This window comes from Billgrantia tianxiuensis (assembly GCF_009834345.1).
In the GTDB taxonomy this organism is placed as follows: domain Bacteria; phylum Pseudomonadota; class Gammaproteobacteria; order Pseudomonadales; family Halomonadaceae; genus Halomonas; species Halomonas tianxiuensis.
Genome location: NZ_CP035042.1, coordinates 3,706,822 through 3,722,653, shown reverse-complemented (window position 1 = coordinate 3,722,653; position 15,832 = coordinate 3,706,822). Strand labels below are relative to the sequence as shown.

Sequence of the window (15,832 nt, the reverse complement as noted above, 5' to 3'; positions counted from 1 at the left end):
TACTCCTGATAAATTACCAGTAGTCAAAATATAGACCGTAAATGGACCATTGGCCAGAGTCACTCCTGTGCGGCTTCGGCCAGCTCCACGCCGTTGCCTTTCAGCAGCGGCGCCAGTTCCGGCCATACGTTGTCAAGAATGATCGACTGTGCCTCGCTGGTGGGATGAATGCCGTCGTCCTGCATCATGCCTTCCTCGAGTGCTATCCCTTCGAGCAGGAAGGGCACCAGCGGTGTATCGTAATTATCGGCCAGGCGGATGAACACATCGGTGAAGGCGCGGCGATAAGCCGGCCCGTAGTTGGGCGGAATGTCGATACCGAGCAGCAGGACTTCGGCACCAGTGGTCTGGCTGGCCTCGATCATGCCGGCCAGGTTGGCTTCGAGCTGGCTGGGTGGCAGGCCGCGCAGGCCGTCATTGCCGCCCAGTTCGAGCAGAACGATGTCCGGTTCGTGCTGTCCGAGTAGCTCGGGGAGCCGGCTGGCGCCACCGCTGCTCGTTTCGCCGCTGATGCTGGCATTGACCACCCGTGCGTGTCCGTCGAGCCGCTCTTCCAGCAGGCTGACCCAGCCTGTTTCCTGTTCGATGCCATAGGCGGTGCTCAGGCTGTCGCCCATGACCAGCACTACCGGCCTCTCGGCAGCCATGGCCGCCGAGGCCGCCAGCATCATGGCGAGCAGCATGGCGCCTGTCGAGCCAGGGAAGCGTGCACGCCACCGGATTGGCCAGGCTCGACACATACCGATCACACCAATGGGGAAACCTTTCACCATGTCCGACTCCTCGATTCGAGATGCTGTAGCGCCCGCCACGACTTCCGGCTCCAGGCGTGATGCCAGACCGATTCTACATGCTCGGCAACTGAGCAAGCAGGTCGTGAGCGGAGAGCGGCGGCTCACCATTCTGAGTGGCTTGACGCTAGAAGTGTTCCCCGGCGAGAGCGTGGCGATCCTCGGGCAGAGCGGGGCGGGCAAGTCGACCCTGCTCGGATTGCTGGCGGGGCTCGATGAGCCGAGTGGCGGTGAGCTCGAGCTGTTTGGCGAGACATTGGGCAAGCTCGACGAGGACGGTCGCGCCCGGCTGCGTGCCGGTCGGGTCGGTTTCGTGTTCCAGAACTTCCAACTGCTGCCGACCCTCACGGCGCTGGAGAATGTGCTGCTTCCCCTCGAGCTTTCGCCGCTGCCCGATGCCTCGGCGCGGGCACGCGACTGGCTGACCCGGGTAGGGCTCGGTGAACGCCTGGATCACCTGCCCAAGCAGCTTTCCGGCGGCGAACAGCAGCGCGTTGCGTTGGCGCGGGCCTTTGTCACCGGCGCCGAGCTGGTCTTTGCCGACGAGCCCACCGGCAACCTGGACCAGGCAACCGGGGGGCGCATCATTGAGCTGCTGTTCCAGCTCAACCGCGAGGCTGGGACCACCCTGGTACTGGTGACCCACGATCACGCCCTGGCGGCGCGCTGCGACCGCTGCCTGCGTCTGGAGGAGGGGCGGCTGGTCGAACTCGTGCGCGACGAGGTGGGCGCATGAGCCGGACGTCGAACCGCTCAACCGGTACCAACCTGCTACGGCTTTCCGCCCGTGGGCTCCTGCGTGACCTACGTGCCAGCGACGTTCGTGCGCTGTTCGTTGCCTTGGCCCTGGCAGTGGCGGCTTCCACTATGATCGGTTTCTTCCTCGACCGCCTGGACCGCGGCCTGACCCGCCAGGCCGGTCAACTGCTGGGGGGCGACCTGGTGCTGGAGCAGGGCCGGCCCTTCGGCGACGAGCTGCGTCGTACGCTGGAAGAGGCCGGGATGACGCTGAGCGACCAAGTCGACATGGTGACCATGGTCAGCCTGGGCGAGGCCTTTCAGCCGGCAAGCCTGAAGGCGGTCGACAGCGCCTACCCTCATTACGGTCAGGTCTACGTCGACCGTGGCGCAGGCATCGAAACCGTGGACCACGGACCCGCCCCCGGCGAGGCCTGGCTGGCGCCGCGCCTGGCGCTGCTGCTTGAGGCCGAGCTTGGCGATCGCATCCAGGTGGGCGAGGGCGAACTGACGGTGACTGGCCTGGTCGAGCGCGAGCCGGATCAGTCCGCCGGCTTCGGTAATTTCAATCCACGCCTGATGGTGCATGTCGATGACCTCGACGCCACCAATCTGGTGCAGCCCGGCGCACGGGTGGAGTTCGAGCTGCTCGCCGCCGGTCCGCCCCAGGCGCTGGAACAGCTGGCTCCGCTGCTCGAGCGGCTGCGCCGCGATGGGGTCGAGGTGCGTGACGTGCGCCGCGACCGCCCGGGGCTCGGCAATGCCCTGGAGCGGGCTGAGAAATATCTGAGTCTGGCCGGTCTCGCCGCCGTGCTGCTGGCTGGCGTGGCGGTGGCGATGGCGACGCGGCGTTACGTCGAACGACATCTCGATACCGCGGCGCTGCTGCGCTGTTTCGGTGCCACCCAGCGCGACCTGACCTGGCTGTTTGCACTGCAATTGCTGTGGCTGGCTCTGGCGGCATCGTTCCTGGGAGCGTTGCTGGGCCTGGCCGGGCAGGCCGCGTTGCTGGCTTTGCTGACCACTTTCCTGCCGCTTACTCTGCCGCCGCCGGGTTGGCTGCCGCTGTGGCTCGGTGTGTTGACGGCGCTGGCGGTGCTGGTCGGCTTCGCCGGGCCGACACTGCTGCGGCTCAAGCGCGTCAGTGCGCTCAAGGTGCTGCGCCGCGAACTCGATCCGCTTCCTGCTGCGGCTTGGCTGGTCGTGCTGGTGGCCAGTCTGGTCTTCGGTGGTCTGTTGTGGCTCTATTCCGGCGACTTCGGCCTAGCGGCCTCGTTGCTGTTGGGTGGCCTGCTCATGCTGGTAGTACTGTGGGGCCTGGGTGCGTTGCTGCTCGCCCTGGTGCTGCGTCTCGCGGCTCGCCTGCCGCAGGGGCGCAACAGTGGCGAGCTATCCCAGGCCGTGCGCCTGGGGGGACGCCAGCTGGCCAGGCGCCGTAGCGCCAGCCTGGGGCAACTGCTCGCCTTTGCGGTGACCTTCTTCGCCATGGCGATGATTGCCCTGGTGCGCGGGATCTGCTCACCACCTGGCAGGCCCAGCTCCCCGAGGACACGCCCAATTACTTTGCCATCAACATCCAGCCCGGCGAGCGCGAGGCGTTCATCGACGCCCTCGATGCCAATGCCGACGACCGCACGGCGCTCTATCCCATGGTGCGTGGACGTCTTACCGCGATCAACGGCGAACCGGCACGCGAAGCGGTGCCGGTGGAGTCGCGCGGCGACGGCTCGCTGCGCCGTGAACTCAACCTCACCTGGCAGGCCGAGCTGCCGGAGGGCAACCGGGTAGTGGCTGGCCGCTGGTTCGATGATCTGGAGAGCGTACAGGCAGGGGCAGGCTGGCTCGGGGCAGTGGAAGCCGAGCCCCAGCAGACCACGGTGCCGATCTCGCTCGAGGACGGCCTGGCCGAACGCCTGGGGCTGGCGCTCGGCGACCGGATGACGTTCACCATCGGTGGCGAGGAGATCGTCGGGGAGGTGGCGAGTCTGCGCAACCTGGACTGGGACAGCTTCCGTCCCAACTTCTTCGTCATCTTCCCGCCCGGGGTGCTGGAGCGCTTCGGCCACAGTTTCATCACCGCTTTCCACCTCGAGGCGGGGCAGGGCGAGACACTGCGCCAACTGGTACAGGGCTTCCCGGGCGTATCGCTGCTCAACATCGATGCCATTCTGGCCCAGGTACGCGACGTGGTGACTCAAGTCACGAGAGCGGTGGAGCTGGTGCTGGCCTTCGTGCTGCTGGCCGGCGTGAGCGTGCTCTACGCAGCGCTGACCGCGAGCCGCCCGGCTCGCGCACACGAGAGTGGCTTGCTGCGCGTGTTCGGCGCCGGGGGACGGCTCATTTCCCGCGTGCAGGGGGCCGAGTTCGCCATCCTGGGCTTGGCCAGCGGCCTGATGGGCGCGCTGCTGGCCGAGCTGGCCACAGCCGGCATCTATGTCGCCTGGCTCGACTTGGCGCCGCGGCTGCATCCGTGGCTGTGGGTGGTACTCCCTTTGGGAGGGGCATTGCTGATTGGCGCCATCGGTCATGCACTGTCGCGCGGATTGCGGCGGCAGGCGCCGGCGGCGAGCCTGGGGTTGCTAGGAGAAACGTAATGTAAAAGAGCGGGAATGGGACGATATTCATCATGACAATGGAGTGAAAAACGGCAGTATTTATTCTGTTTTTCGCTCCGTTTCTTGACGGTGCTCGCCGCTGTGCGTAAGCCATGTAATAACAAAATTAGTTGGTGGAATACCATGGAAAGATATGGAGCAAGATAATTTGCAATAGCAGCGGTGAAGGAGGGCTATGAAGAGAGCCTGAGTGCTCGGCCTTCATATGCCGTAAAGGATTATGAAAATACTGATCGTTGGCAACATGGGCTACGTTGGCTCCGTAGTCGTGCGCGAATTGGCCGTGCTTTATCCTTCGGCAGTACTGCATGGGTATGACAACGCCTATTTCGCGCATTGTCTGACGGGGGCGGGGAGACTACCAGAGAGTCAACTCGAACAACAGTTCTTTGGCGATGCCCGCTCCATTTCGGTTGAAATGCTCAAAGGCTACACCGCCGTGGTACAGCTGGCGGCGGTTTCCAACGATCCAATGGGTAACCGCTTTTCAGCGGTTACGATAGACATCAATCAGCATGCTACTTTCTCCATAGCCCGAGCCGCACAGCGGGCAGGAGTGAGAAATTTCGTTTTCGCTTCCAGTTGTAGTATCTATGGCATTGCTTCGGGGCCTCCACGCCGTGAAAGCGATGCTCTTGCACCTATTACAGTCTATGCCAAGTCGAAAATCGGGGCCGAAAAGGCCCTTGCTACCATCGATGGCGACATGGTCATTACCAGCCTGCGCTTCGCTACTGCCTGTGGCATGTCCGAGCGATTACGTCTGGATCTGGTTCTCAACGATTTTGTCGCCTGCGCGCTCAGTCAGGGCCGCATCACAGTACTCAGCGATGGGTCGCCGTGGCGTCCGCTGATTGATGTCACGGACATGGCCAGGGCGATCGACTGGGCAATACAGCGCAAGGCCGACAACGGAGGGCGGCAGTTGTGCGTCAATACAGGAGCGAACGAACGTAATCATCAAGTGAGAGATCTGGCGTCAGCCGTTGCTGACGCAATTCCGGGGACCACGGTCAGCATCAATACCGATGCGCCAGTAGATAGTCGCTCCTATCGGGTGGATTTCGGCCTTTTTTCGAGGCTGGCGCCCGAGCATCAGCCGAAAACGACGCTGTCTCAATCGATCAAAGGCTTGATCGATGGGCTCAAGCGTATGGGCTTTTCCGATACGAATTTCAGGACATCATCGCTAGTGCGACTGCATGTACTACAAGCGCATGTCCAACAGGGGCGCTTATCGGAAAACCTTCACTGGCTGTCCGCTCGAAGAGCAAGCAGCTTTTCGGGAGGGCTTGGTCCTAAGGAGATCACATCATGAAGGTCGCAATCTTTGCAGGTGGGTTCGGAACACGATTGAGTGAAGAAACGGCTATTCGGCCCAAGCCCATGGTGGAGGTGGGAGGTCGGCCCATCATATGGCACATCATGAAGATATATGCTCACTATGGTTTCAGGGATTTCGTCGTTCTGGGAGGCTACAAGGTCGAATGCCTGCGCGACTATTTTCTTAACTATCGGGGGCGGGCTTCCGACTACACCATCAATCTCAAGACGGGAGACATCGATTGGGTGCGGAGCGCGAATGAAGACTGGAACGTCACCGTGCTCGACACCGGCATCGAGACCATGACAGGAGGCAGGCTCAAGAAGGCCAGGTTCCTGCTGTCGGACGGTCCCTTCTGTTTGACCTACGGCGATGGGGTCAGCGATGTCGACATCCCGGCGCTGGTCGAGGCTCACCTTGCTTCCGATTACTGGTGCACCCTCACTGCCGTCACCCAGCCTGGCCGCTATGGGGCGCTGCGATTGGACGAAGGGTTGAGCTGTGTTCAGGGATTTCGCGAAAAGGGACCCGCGGATGGTGGCCTGATCAATGGCGGTTTCTTCGTCTGCGATCCGATGGTGTTCGAAATGATCGATCACTACCAGACCGTCTGGGAGGAGGAGCCCATGAAACGGATGGTGGCGAACGGCAAGCTGGGGTATTTCCACCATGAGGGCTACTGGCAAAGCATGGATTCACTGCGGGACAAGATGGTACTGGAAGAGGCCTGGGCTGATGAGGCTCCCTGGAAAGTCTGGAAAGATTGATGATCATCGTCGATACCGCTCTCGCCGAGCGCCAGGCCGCAGGCAACCCCATTCGCATCGGTATGGTCGGCGCAGGATTCCAGGCCAGCGGAATAGGTCTGCAGATCATGACCGCGACCCCTGGAATGCGCCTGAGTGCGATTGCCAACCGTCGTGTTGAGGCGGCTGCAGAGGTCTATGGCCAGGCTGGCCTCGCGCCGGTCCATTGCGATACGCAAGAAGCACTGGAAACGGCAATCGCGGCTGGCCAGCCGGCCGTCACCGAGGACGCGGTTGCGCTTGCCCGTGCCGAGGGGCTGGACGTGATCATTGAAGTGACAGGCTCGGTGGAATTCGCGGCGCATGCCGTGCTGGCCGCGCTGGAAAGCGGTAAGCATGTCGTCCAGATGAATGCCGAGCTGGATGGCACTATTGGCCCCATTCTGAAGGCGAAGGCCAATAAGAGAGGTGTCGTGTACACCTTCGCTGATGGTGACCAGCCCGGTGTGCAGATGAACCTGTATCGATTCGTGGTGGGCCTGGGGATAAAGCCGGTCCTCTGCGGCAACATCAAGGGGCTTCACGATCCCTACCGCAACCCGGCGACACAGGAGAGCTTTGCGAGACGCTGGGGACAGAAGCCCGCCATGGTGGCTTCTTTCGCCGATGGTACGAAGATTTCCTTTGAGCAGGCGATCGTCGCCAATGGAACCGGCATGCAGGTGTTTCGCCGTGGCATGCTTGGCCCCGACTTTTCCAAGGGCAACCCCAATGCTCCACTGGTGCCGATAGAACAGGCAATGGCGGCCTTCGAGCCCTACCTGGATCCATCGGCTCCGGGGCTGGTGGATTATGTCGTGGGTGCACGGCCGGGGCCGGGAGTCTTCGTTCTCGGCACCCTCGAGCACCCCCGACAGAAACATTACCTGGAGCTTTACAAGATGGGGCAGGGGCCGTACTACTGTTTTTATACGCCTTATCACCTCTGCCACTTTGAAGTTCCCACCTCCGCGGCTCGAGCCGTTCTCTTCAACGATCCAGTATTGACGCCACGGGGCGGCCCGAGAGTCGGCGTGATCGCTGTGGCCAAGAAGGCGCTATCGACAGGCGAGACGATCGAAGAGCTCGGCGGCTACGAGACTTACGGTGTCGCCGAGAACATGGATGTCATACGTCGGGACAACTTATTGCCGATTGGGCTCGCTATCGGTTGTCGCTTGACCAAGCCGGTGGCGAAGGATGTGGCGCTAACCTTCGACGATGTGGATATTCCTACTGGACGTCTCGTTGACCGCTTGTATGCCGAGCAGGAGCGTACGTTTGCATGAACTGTCGCCGGTGCCGGAGGGAAGGGGATGATTTTTCATCGAACGAAACTGGACGATGCCTGGACGATCGAGCTGGAGCCGTATGGCGACCAGCGCGGTTTTTTTGCTCGAACCATGTGTCGATCGGAATTTGCCAAGAGAGGGCTGATTAGTGAGTACGTACAGCAGAATACGTCCTTCTCTGTTCGACGGGGCACCTTGAGAGGCTTTCATTATCAAGTACGACCCCATGGCGAGGCGAAGCTGGTACGTTGTATCCGGGGGGCGATCCTCGATGTCATCGTCGACCTTCGCGAAGCGTCGCCCTCCTATCTGCAACATCAAGCGTTCGAGCTTACCGATGCCAACCGCTACCAGCTCTATGTGCCGCCTGGGTTTGCTCATGCATTTCAGACCTTGAGCGACGATGTGGAGGTCTGCTATCTGGTATCGACTCCCTATCATCCACAGGCCGAACGAGGGCTGAGATACAGCGACGTCCGACTGGGAGTCGAGTGGCCCCTTCCCGTAACGGTACTGTCCGAGAAAGACTCAGCCTGGCCCTTGATCGACGATCGAAGGGCGCCTCTCTATTGAGCTGCAACAGAAAGCGACAACGGAGCGGGCTTCGGGGTGCCTGTATCATGTCGAGTGGCTGTGGGAGTGTTGTTCAACGATGAAACGGAGGAGGCACAGGGGGGCTGGCTGGCGCGATTGCACGGTCGGCTGTTTCTCGCATGCCAAGGTCGCTGCCTGGGACGATCTCGATGTCTGAAGTCGCTAGGTGTCTGAGCTTCTTGATAGAGACTTTCATCGTGAAAGGGGCATTCACCGCTTCGATATCGGGAAAGAACCACAAGCTTTCGATCAACCCGTAAAATATGATTCTTGCCTTGTCGAATCTTGCTTTACACAAGAAGGAGAACAGCAGAGCGGCATTCTTGTATGCTTCGAGTAACGCAGCACCGAAGGATTTATATTTTCTCGCAATGAAGATGTCATTGCGGATGCGATGGCGATGAAACTTCAAGCGAACAGGATTGTGCTCGGTCAATATGCTGATCGGTCCGCTCTCCTGCCGCAGATGTACCACCTTGCTTGCCCCAACGATGAATCCTGGCTTGTCCCGAGTGATTCTCAGCGTAAACTCCGTATCCTCTCCCCAGATGAACATCGAGGCGATGGGCAATCCATGCTCGGCCAGGATGGAGCGAGGTACGAGGATCGAGACGAAGGTTGCGCGCTGCACCGGTGCCATGCCATGTGCGACCCATGCTGGCCAGTTGCGATAACCGATCTGGTTCGGCAAACTGCTCAAGCCAGGAGTGTTGGTGATGAACCCGTTTTCCGTATAAGCCGTTGAAATCAAAAAAGCATGCTCGGTACCTTGGCGTTCCAGCAGCTCATCGGCCGCCAGCAGGTGCTGCAGTGCATCCGGTTCCGCGATGATGTCATCGTCCATCATCCAGATGAAATCGGCACCACTCTGGTAAGCCAGACGGAATCCGGTATTGAAACCTCCCGAGGCACCTATATTTTCAGACAATACATAGACTTCGAGATTGGGATAATCGGCTGCCAGCAAGAATTGCCGGGTACCGTCATGACTGGCATTGTCGACGACGATTACCCTGTCGCAAGGCCGTGTCTGTGCGTAGACGGCATTCAGAGTGCGCTGCAATAGTTCCTTGCGGTTATATGTCAGAATGACGGCAACGACCTGAGGCATGGCGATTTCCTTCAAGCCAGGCTTCTGTTTGTTTTTGCAAGGTTATTTTTCCCAATGGTTCTCTTCTTCCTTTAGGAGAGTAGCCGAAGCTGGGTACCGCTGCCATCGATGAGCGATTGCGGTTCGTCTCGTTCCTACGGTTTCTCTCCTCCCGAAAGGGCCGAATGTCGCAAGTCGAGGTAGACTGTTACGGTTCGTGTCCCTCGAAGTGGCCAGAGAGGGCATCACCGAAGCGCAATACATCGAGCAGGCACGTCAGGGCTTCGCCAAGCCGACTAAACCCTGCATGAGAAATTCTGCACCCGTTCATGACGGCCTTTCATGTGAAAGCCGTCATGGGCTGGGGTATCATGGCGCATCCTGACTTTCCCCGTATGCGAGGTTCCCCGCCAATGTTCAGCCGTGACATGACGATTGCCGGTTTCGATGACGCCCTGTTCGATGCGATGCAAAAAGAGGTCGCTCGCCAGGAAGCGCACATCGAGCTGATCGCTTCCGAGAACTATGCCAGCCCCCGCGTTCTCGAGGCCCAGGGCAGCCAGCTGACCAACAAGTACGCGGAAGGCTACCCCGGCAAGCGTTACTACGGTGGCTGCGAGTACGTCGACATCGTCGAACAGCTGGCCATCGACTACGCCAAGCAGCTGTTCGGCGCCAGCTATGCCAACGTCCAGCCGCACTCCGGTTCCCAGGCCAACAGTGCCGTGTTCCAGGCGCTGGTCAAGCCGGGCGACACGGTGCTGGGCATGAGCCTCGATGCGGGTGGGCACCTGACCCACGGCGCCAAGCCGAACTTCTCTGGCAAGCACTACAACGCCGTACAGTACGGCATCGACAACAGCGGCCGCATCGACTACGAGGAAGTGGCGAGGCTGGCCCGTGAGCACCAGCCGAAGATGATCATCGCCGGCTTCTCCGCCTACTCCCAGATCATCGACTGGGCCAAGTTCCGCGAGATCGCCGACGAAGTTGGCGCCTATCTGCTGGTCGACATGGCACACATCGCCGGTCTGGTCGCCGCCGGGATCTACCCGAGCCCGCTGCCCCATGCTCACGTGGTGACCACCACGACGCACAAGACCCTGCGCGGTCCGCGCGGTGGCCTGATCCTCTCCTCCGAGGGCGACGCCGAGATCGAGAAGAAGCTGCAGTCCGCCGTCTTCCCGGGTGGCCAGGGCGGCCCGCTGGAGCACGTCATCGCCGCCAAGGCGGTGTGCTTCAAGGAAGCCATGGCGCCCGAGTTCAAGGCCTACCAGCAGCAGGTGGTGAAGAACGCCCAGACCATGGCCGGGGTGTTCATCGAGCGCGGCTATGACGTGGTCTCCGGAGGCACCGAGGACCATCTGTTCCTGCTCTCGCTGATCAAGCAGGGGCTGACCGGCAAGGATGCAGACGCCGCCCTGGGCCGCGCCCACATCACCGTCAACAAGAATGCCGTGCCCGGCGACCCGCAGAGCCCGTTCGTGACCTCTGGCCTGCGCATCGGTACTCCCGCCGTGACCACGCGTGGCTTCGGCGAGAATGAGTGCCGTGAGCTGGCCGGCTGGATCTGCGACATCCTCGACACCATGGCCAAGGGCGAGGACACTGCCGCCATCGAAGCCGAGGTGAAGGACAAGGTGGAGAGCGTCTGCGCGCGTTTCCCGGTTTATCGCTGAGCGCTTTTTCACTTCCTTGTGACAGCAATGCCCCACGCCTGTGGCGCGGGGCATTGCGTTGGCGCAGCTTGGCAGCGGCCGGGTGGTACAGGCGTCGCTGGATCACTCGATGATCAGGTTGCCACTATCGAGCATCTTGGTCACCAGATCGGCCGCGTCGGTGGCTTCGAAGGCCAGCTGCAGCTCGGCGAGGGAAGCATTGTCGAAAATGATCTTCTGATCGACGCCGCTGCCCTGGGTCTCGATATGCAGTTCGGCCTTGCCGTCCTCTTCGGTAAAGAGCAGTTCGGCATCGCCGCCGAGCAGGTCCTTGAGGTCGATCTTGTCACCTTCCGTCTTGCTGAAGTCCATGATCCTGTCGACGGCGGGGGTGTCCACGCTGCCCTGATCGCCCAGCATCCACTTGAAGGTGTCGGCGCCCTCACCGCCCCAGAGAATATCGTCTCCCTGGCCGCCAATGAGGGTATCGCCGCCGTTGCCGCCAAACAGCTGGTCGTTGCCTTCTCCACCATACAAGGTGTCGTTGTGATGGCCACCGAACAGAATAACGTCGCCACTGGAGTCATCACTATTGAGAGTATCCGTGCCTCGGAAGCCGAAGATGATATCGTCACCTACCACGGGATTTTCCAGCGTACCATCTCCAGAGGCCTCGGTTCCCGGGATTGTATCAGCGGTATTGCCTAATGCTCCGGCTTTAAAAGTGAAAACTTCGTAGTAAGTCAGGCCACCCTCGTCCTTGGCTTCGATCGTTATCGTAAAGGTTCCGTCCCCCTCCTTGATAACTTCACCTTCCTTAAGTTTCAGCTGATTTCCGTTTACGATCTCGAAACGGCCATCACCAGCGACGATTTCGAAGGTGTGGGTATCACCCTCATCGGGATCAATTGCTGATAGTGTGCCAAGAACCACTCCTGAGGGGGTCTGGCCGCCAGTAGTGGCGTTCCCTGATCCATTCAGGCTCTGGGCAAACTCAAGGTCGATATCGAGGCGAATATCGGTTGGCGCCCGATTCTCGACCTCGCCGCCAGGGACGGAATAGCTATCGAAGAACCAGCGTTCGTGTGTGATCTTTCCCTTGGTCCACTCGAAGGAATCTTTCTCGCCGCTGAAAAGCTCTGTCAGCTCGAAGCTGCTGCTATCGCCGAAGGTCAGGTAGGGCGCGCCATCGATGCTGTTCTGGTTGAGTTCTACCTTGTAGTTGCCTTCCCGGAAGGCATCGAGCTGATCGCCTTCGAGCTGGGTCTCGAGCCAGGCCGTGACGCCTGGGTCACCGAGTACGACGCTGCTGAGCCACGCCGTGTACTCCTTGGAAAAGACGTTCTGGCTATCCAGATTGGTGTCACCGAGGTACTGGAAGAAGGATATCATCGTACGAACCCTCAATGCCTGATCTTGGTTCGAGCTGGAACAGGCATTGGCCAAGCCGGGCTCGCTGCCTGTTTCGCCGCCTTGTGTTTCTTCTGGTTATATCAAGGCGCCTGATTCAGGCGGCCCGGCTGTCTCGTGAGGACGAGACCCGTGGCTTTCCGTCCCTGCATCGCTGCAGGTTTGGCGGTACTGATGGCGCTAAGCGCAGCGTCTGTAGAGGAGTAAGCTCCCTGCGGGCGACAGGCTCAATTCAAATTGTTACCCAAAAGTAAATTTGTGCAACAATTTTGTTTGGGAGCAGTGCCTGCAAGGCGCTGCCCAGTATGGCGAGACTCACTCGTATCGACCATTTTTCTACGCCTCATCAACCTTCTATCCCACCGCGTGCTACCGTGAATGAGATAACCTGTATTCTTCTGTAAGCGTATCGCGCGCTCGCGTCTGCCCGGCAGGTGACCTGTCATGGTCGAGAAAAGGGAAGCCTCGGAACTTCGGCATGCACTGCATGCCTGCCGGGATTCCTTTGCCTCGGTGGGGCTCTTCAGCCTGTTCGTCAATTTGCTGATGCTGGTACCCGCCATCTACATGTTGCAGGTCTATGATCGGGTACTGACGACCCTGAGCGGTGAAACCCTGTTGATGCTCACCCTGGTGGTGATTTTCCTGTTCGCCATCATGGGGCTGCTCGAGCTGGTGCGCTATCGCATGCTGGTGCGTATCGGCAATCGCCTCGACCTGCGGCTCGGCACGAGGCTCTACCAGGCCATGTTTCAGCGCAGCCTGATCACGGGGAGTCGGCAGTCGGCTCAGCCGCTGAGCGACCTGGCCACGCTGCGTCAGTTCCTGGCCGGCAATGGCTTGCTGGTGTTCTTCGATGCGCCCTGGGTGCCGGTCTACTTGGCAGTGCTGTTTCTCTTCCATCCTTGGCTGGGGCTGTTCGCCACCCTGGCCGGCTTGCTGCTGCTGGTGCTGACGGTTGTCGGCGAGAAGATCACCCAGCCGTTATTGAGCGAAGCCGCTGCCGAACAGATCCATACCAACGAGCTCGTCGATGCCAACCTGCGCAATGCCGAAGCGCTGCATGCCATGGGCATGCTGCCTGACATCCTGGCCCGCTGGTCGCAGAGCCATAGGCGTTGCCTGGCCGGGCAGTCGCGCGCCAGCGATCGCGGCGAGACGTTGGCCACTGCCGCCCGGGTGCTGCGATTGCTGGCGCAGTCGCTGATCCTCGGGCTTGGGGCCTGGCTGGTGCTGCGGGCCGAGCTGACCCCGGGCACGATGATCGCCGGCTCCATCGTCATGGGGCGGGCGCTGGCGCCTATTGATCGCATGATCGGCACCTGGAAAGGATGCATTGCTGCGCGCAGCGCTTATCGTCGTCTCGAGGAGCTGCTTCTCCAGGTGCCGGTAGAGTCCGAGCGCATGCCCTTGCCGAAGCCGAAGGGAGAGCTACGACTCGAAGGCGTGACGGCAACCGTGCCAGGTGGCCGAATCCCGGTGCTGCGGAGCATCCAGTTCGAACTGGCATCCGGCGAGCACTTGGGCATCATCGGGCCGAGTGCGGCCGGTAAGTCATCCCTGGCTCGGGTCATGCTGGGCATCTGGCCTGTGCTGAGCGGCACGGTACGTCTCGATGGCGCCGATATCACAAGTTGGAGTCGCGACGCGCTGGGACCATTCATCGGCTACCTGCCCCAGGACATCGAACTGTTCGACGGTACCATTGCCGAAAACATCGCCCGTTTCGGCGACCTCGACTCATCCCGGGTGGTGACGGCGGCGCGCAAGGCCGGCGTGCACGAGATGATTCTTTCCCTTGGCGATGGCTACGACACCGTGATCGCCTCCGGCAGTGGACTCTCCGGTGGCCAACGTCAGCGCCTCGGCCTGGCGCGTGCCCTCTATGGCGACCCGGTACTGGTATTGCTCGACGAGCCCAACGCCAATCTCGACGATCGCGGCGAGCAGGCGCTGGCCGCAGCCATGGCGGCACTCAAGCGGGAGGGCGTCACGCTATGCGTGATCAGCCACCGCATCAGCGTACTGAAGGACATGGACCGGCTGTTGCTGCTGCGCGACGGGGAGGTACAACTCTTCGGCGCGCGCGACGAGGTAATGGCGCGCCTGACCGTCAAGCCCGTGCCCGCCACCGCAACGGCTCGCACCCATATGGCAGCGATGACGGGGCTAGCCGGAGGGAGGGGCGACAATGAACAGCGCGCATGAGATGCCGTTGGACAGGGGCGCGGTACCAACCGAGGCGAACGTTCCTCTCGATGAGCACCGCTATCATCGTTTCGGTCTGCTGATTTTGCTGCTGGGCTTGGGAGGTTTTGCCGGTTGGGCCTTCACCGCTGAACTCTCCGTCTCGGTGGTGGCACCGGGACACGTGGCAGCGGAGTCGTTCCGGCGCACGGTACAGCACCTGGAGGGCGGTATTGTGCGCGAGATACTCGTTGCGGACGGTGACCGGGTCATGGCCAACCAGCCGCTGGTAGTCATCGATGACACGCAGGCGCGCAGTCAGCTGCAGATAGCGCGCACCCAGTATCTCGTTCATCGCGCGGCGGAGCTGCGCTTGATCGCCGAGCAGAGCGGCAGCGATACGCTGGTGATGCCCAGCGAGCTGACGGAGAGCGACTTGCCACGAGTTCAGGAAGTGTTGGCGCTGCAGCAGGCTCTGTTCGTCGCCAGGCGTCAATCTCAGCATGGCACCCTGGAGGCACTGGATGAACAGATGGTGCAGTTGCGGCGCCAGATCGAGGGGTTGGAGGAGACGGTGCGCCTGGGAGAGCGCCACCTGGCCTCGCTGCGGGCCGAGGAGAACGATCTGCGCGGGCTCTTTGCCAAGGGGCTCGTCAACAACCTGCGCCTGCGCGAGGTCGAGCGGGACCTGCTGCAGCTCGAAGGCGAGATCGCCGGTCGGCGGGCCGAGATCGGCAGGCTGGGCTCGCAGCTGAGCGAGAATCGCATGCTGCGGGAGATCCGCCTGCAGGAGTTCCACAAGGATGTCGGCGAGCAGTTGCGGGATGTCCAGGCCCGGGTAGCTGAGGCCGAGGAGCGCGTCACGTCGCTGTCGGACCAGGTGCTGCGTACCGTCATCAAGGCGCCGGTGAGCGGTACCGTGGTGGACCGCCGGGTGCACTCGGTCGGTGACGTGGTGCGCCCCGGCGATTCGCTGCTGGATCTGGTGCCACTGGGCGATGGTTTCCTGATCGAGGCGCGCGTTGCGGGTCGCGATGTCGACCATCTCTATCCTGGCCAGCCTGCGGAGATTCGCTTCACTGCCTTCAATCAGCGTCGCACTCATACGAGCCCGGCCGAGGTGGTTTATGTCAGTGCCGACAGCCAATTCGACGAGGCGACCGGCGCACGCTTCTATCGCGTACGCTTGCGGGTCTCCAACGAGGGGCAAGAGACCATGAACGGGCACATGCAACTGCTGGCGGGAATGCCGGCGGAGGTCATGATCCGTACCGGCGAGCGTACCTTCGCCAGCTATTTGCTCAAGCCCCTTGCCGACATGTTCGCCAGGGCGGTGCGGGAGGAGTGA

11 protein-coding genes, 1 pseudogene and 1 riboswitch are annotated in these 15,832 nt (G+C 61.2%); of the genes and pseudogenes, 9 read left to right on the top strand and 3 right to left on the bottom strand.

Annotated features, from left to right (window positions below):
* Nucleotides 1–59: 59 nt before the first annotated feature.
* On the bottom strand, nucleotides 60–773 hold the full coding sequence (locus tag EKK97_RS17375; RefSeq protein ID WP_159553781.1) for an arylesterase: 714 nt from the start codon (nucleotides 771–773) through the stop codon (nucleotides 60–62).
* Here EKK97_RS17375 and EKK97_RS17370 point away from each other — a divergent pair.
* The 6 genes and pseudogenes from EKK97_RS17370 to rfbC all read left to right on the top strand — a co-directional run bounded on the left by EKK97_RS17370 (nucleotide 772) and on the right by rfbC (nucleotide 8,118).
* A complete protein-coding gene (locus EKK97_RS17370) occupies nucleotides 772–1,527 on the top strand; it encodes an ABC transporter ATP-binding protein (protein ID WP_159553779.1) in 756 nt (251 codons plus the stop codon). The two genes, EKK97_RS17375 and EKK97_RS17370, sit on opposite strands and share 2 nt — an antisense overlap.
* Nucleotides 1,524–4,123: pseudogene (locus tag EKK97_RS17365) on the top strand (ABC transporter permease). The gene EKK97_RS17370 and the pseudogene EKK97_RS17365 overlap by 4 nt, the downstream one beginning before the upstream one ends.
* 241 nt (nucleotides 4,124–4,364) lie before the next feature.
* Nucleotides 4,365–5,462, top strand: a complete 1,098-nt coding sequence (locus EKK97_RS17360; protein ID WP_159553777.1) for an NAD-dependent epimerase/dehydratase family protein — start codon at nucleotides 4,365–4,367, stop codon at nucleotides 5,460–5,462.
* Complete coding sequence (rfbF, locus tag EKK97_RS17355) at nucleotides 5,459–6,235, top strand: glucose-1-phosphate cytidylyltransferase (RefSeq protein ID WP_159553775.1); 777 nt, start codon at nucleotides 5,459–5,461, stop codon at nucleotides 6,233–6,235. The genes EKK97_RS17360 and rfbF overlap by 4 nt, the downstream gene beginning before the upstream one ends.
* Complete coding sequence (locus EKK97_RS17350) at nucleotides 6,235–7,542, top strand: NAD(P)H-dependent oxidoreductase (RefSeq protein ID WP_159553773.1); 1,308 nt, start codon at nucleotides 6,235–6,237, stop codon at nucleotides 7,540–7,542. The genes rfbF and EKK97_RS17350 overlap by 1 nt, the downstream gene beginning before the upstream one ends.
* A gap of 27 nt (nucleotides 7,543–7,569) precedes the next feature.
* Entirely contained in the window at nucleotides 7,570–8,118 is a 549-nt protein-coding gene (rfbC, locus tag EKK97_RS17345; RefSeq protein ID WP_159553771.1) for a dTDP-4-dehydrorhamnose 3,5-epimerase, read from the top strand.
* Between the two features lie 73 nt (nucleotides 8,119–8,191).
* Here rfbC and EKK97_RS17340 read toward each other — a convergent pair whose 3' ends face one another.
* Entirely contained in the window at nucleotides 8,192–9,250 is a 1,059-nt protein-coding gene (locus EKK97_RS17340) for a glycosyltransferase family 2 protein (RefSeq protein ID WP_159553769.1), read from the bottom strand.
* Between the two features lie 392 nt (nucleotides 9,251–9,642).
* Between EKK97_RS17340 and glyA the strand changes: the two genes are divergently transcribed.
* Entirely contained in the window at nucleotides 9,643–10,908 is a 1,266-nt protein-coding gene (gene glyA / locus EKK97_RS17335; protein ID WP_159553767.1) for a serine hydroxymethyltransferase, read from the top strand.
* A 102-nt stretch (nucleotides 10,909–11,010) separates the two neighbouring features.
* Here glyA and EKK97_RS17330 read toward each other — a convergent pair whose 3' ends face one another.
* Nucleotides 11,011–12,333 (bottom strand): type I secretion C-terminal target domain-containing protein, encoded by a 1,323-nt coding sequence (locus tag EKK97_RS17330; RefSeq protein WP_159553765.1) that lies wholly within the window; start codon nucleotides 12,331–12,333, stop codon nucleotides 11,011–11,013.
* A gap of 61 nt (nucleotides 12,334–12,394) precedes the next feature.
* A riboswitch (cyclic di-GMP riboswitch) is annotated at nucleotides 12,395–12,474 on the bottom strand.
* 267 nt (nucleotides 12,475–12,741) lie between these two features.
* Here EKK97_RS17330 and EKK97_RS17325 point away from each other — a divergent pair.
* Both EKK97_RS17325 and EKK97_RS17320 read left to right on the top strand, forming a co-directional pair.
* Nucleotides 12,742–14,505, top strand: a complete 1,764-nt coding sequence (locus EKK97_RS17325) for a type I secretion system permease/ATPase (protein WP_159553763.1) — start codon at nucleotides 12,742–12,744, stop codon at nucleotides 14,503–14,505.
* Nucleotides 14,489–15,832 carry an HlyD family type I secretion periplasmic adaptor subunit gene (locus EKK97_RS17320; RefSeq protein ID WP_159553761.1) on the top strand — a complete coding sequence of 448 codons (1,344 nt, stop codon included), beginning with the start codon at nucleotides 14,489–14,491 and terminating at the stop codon, nucleotides 15,830–15,832. The genes EKK97_RS17325 and EKK97_RS17320 overlap by 17 nt, the downstream gene beginning before the upstream one ends.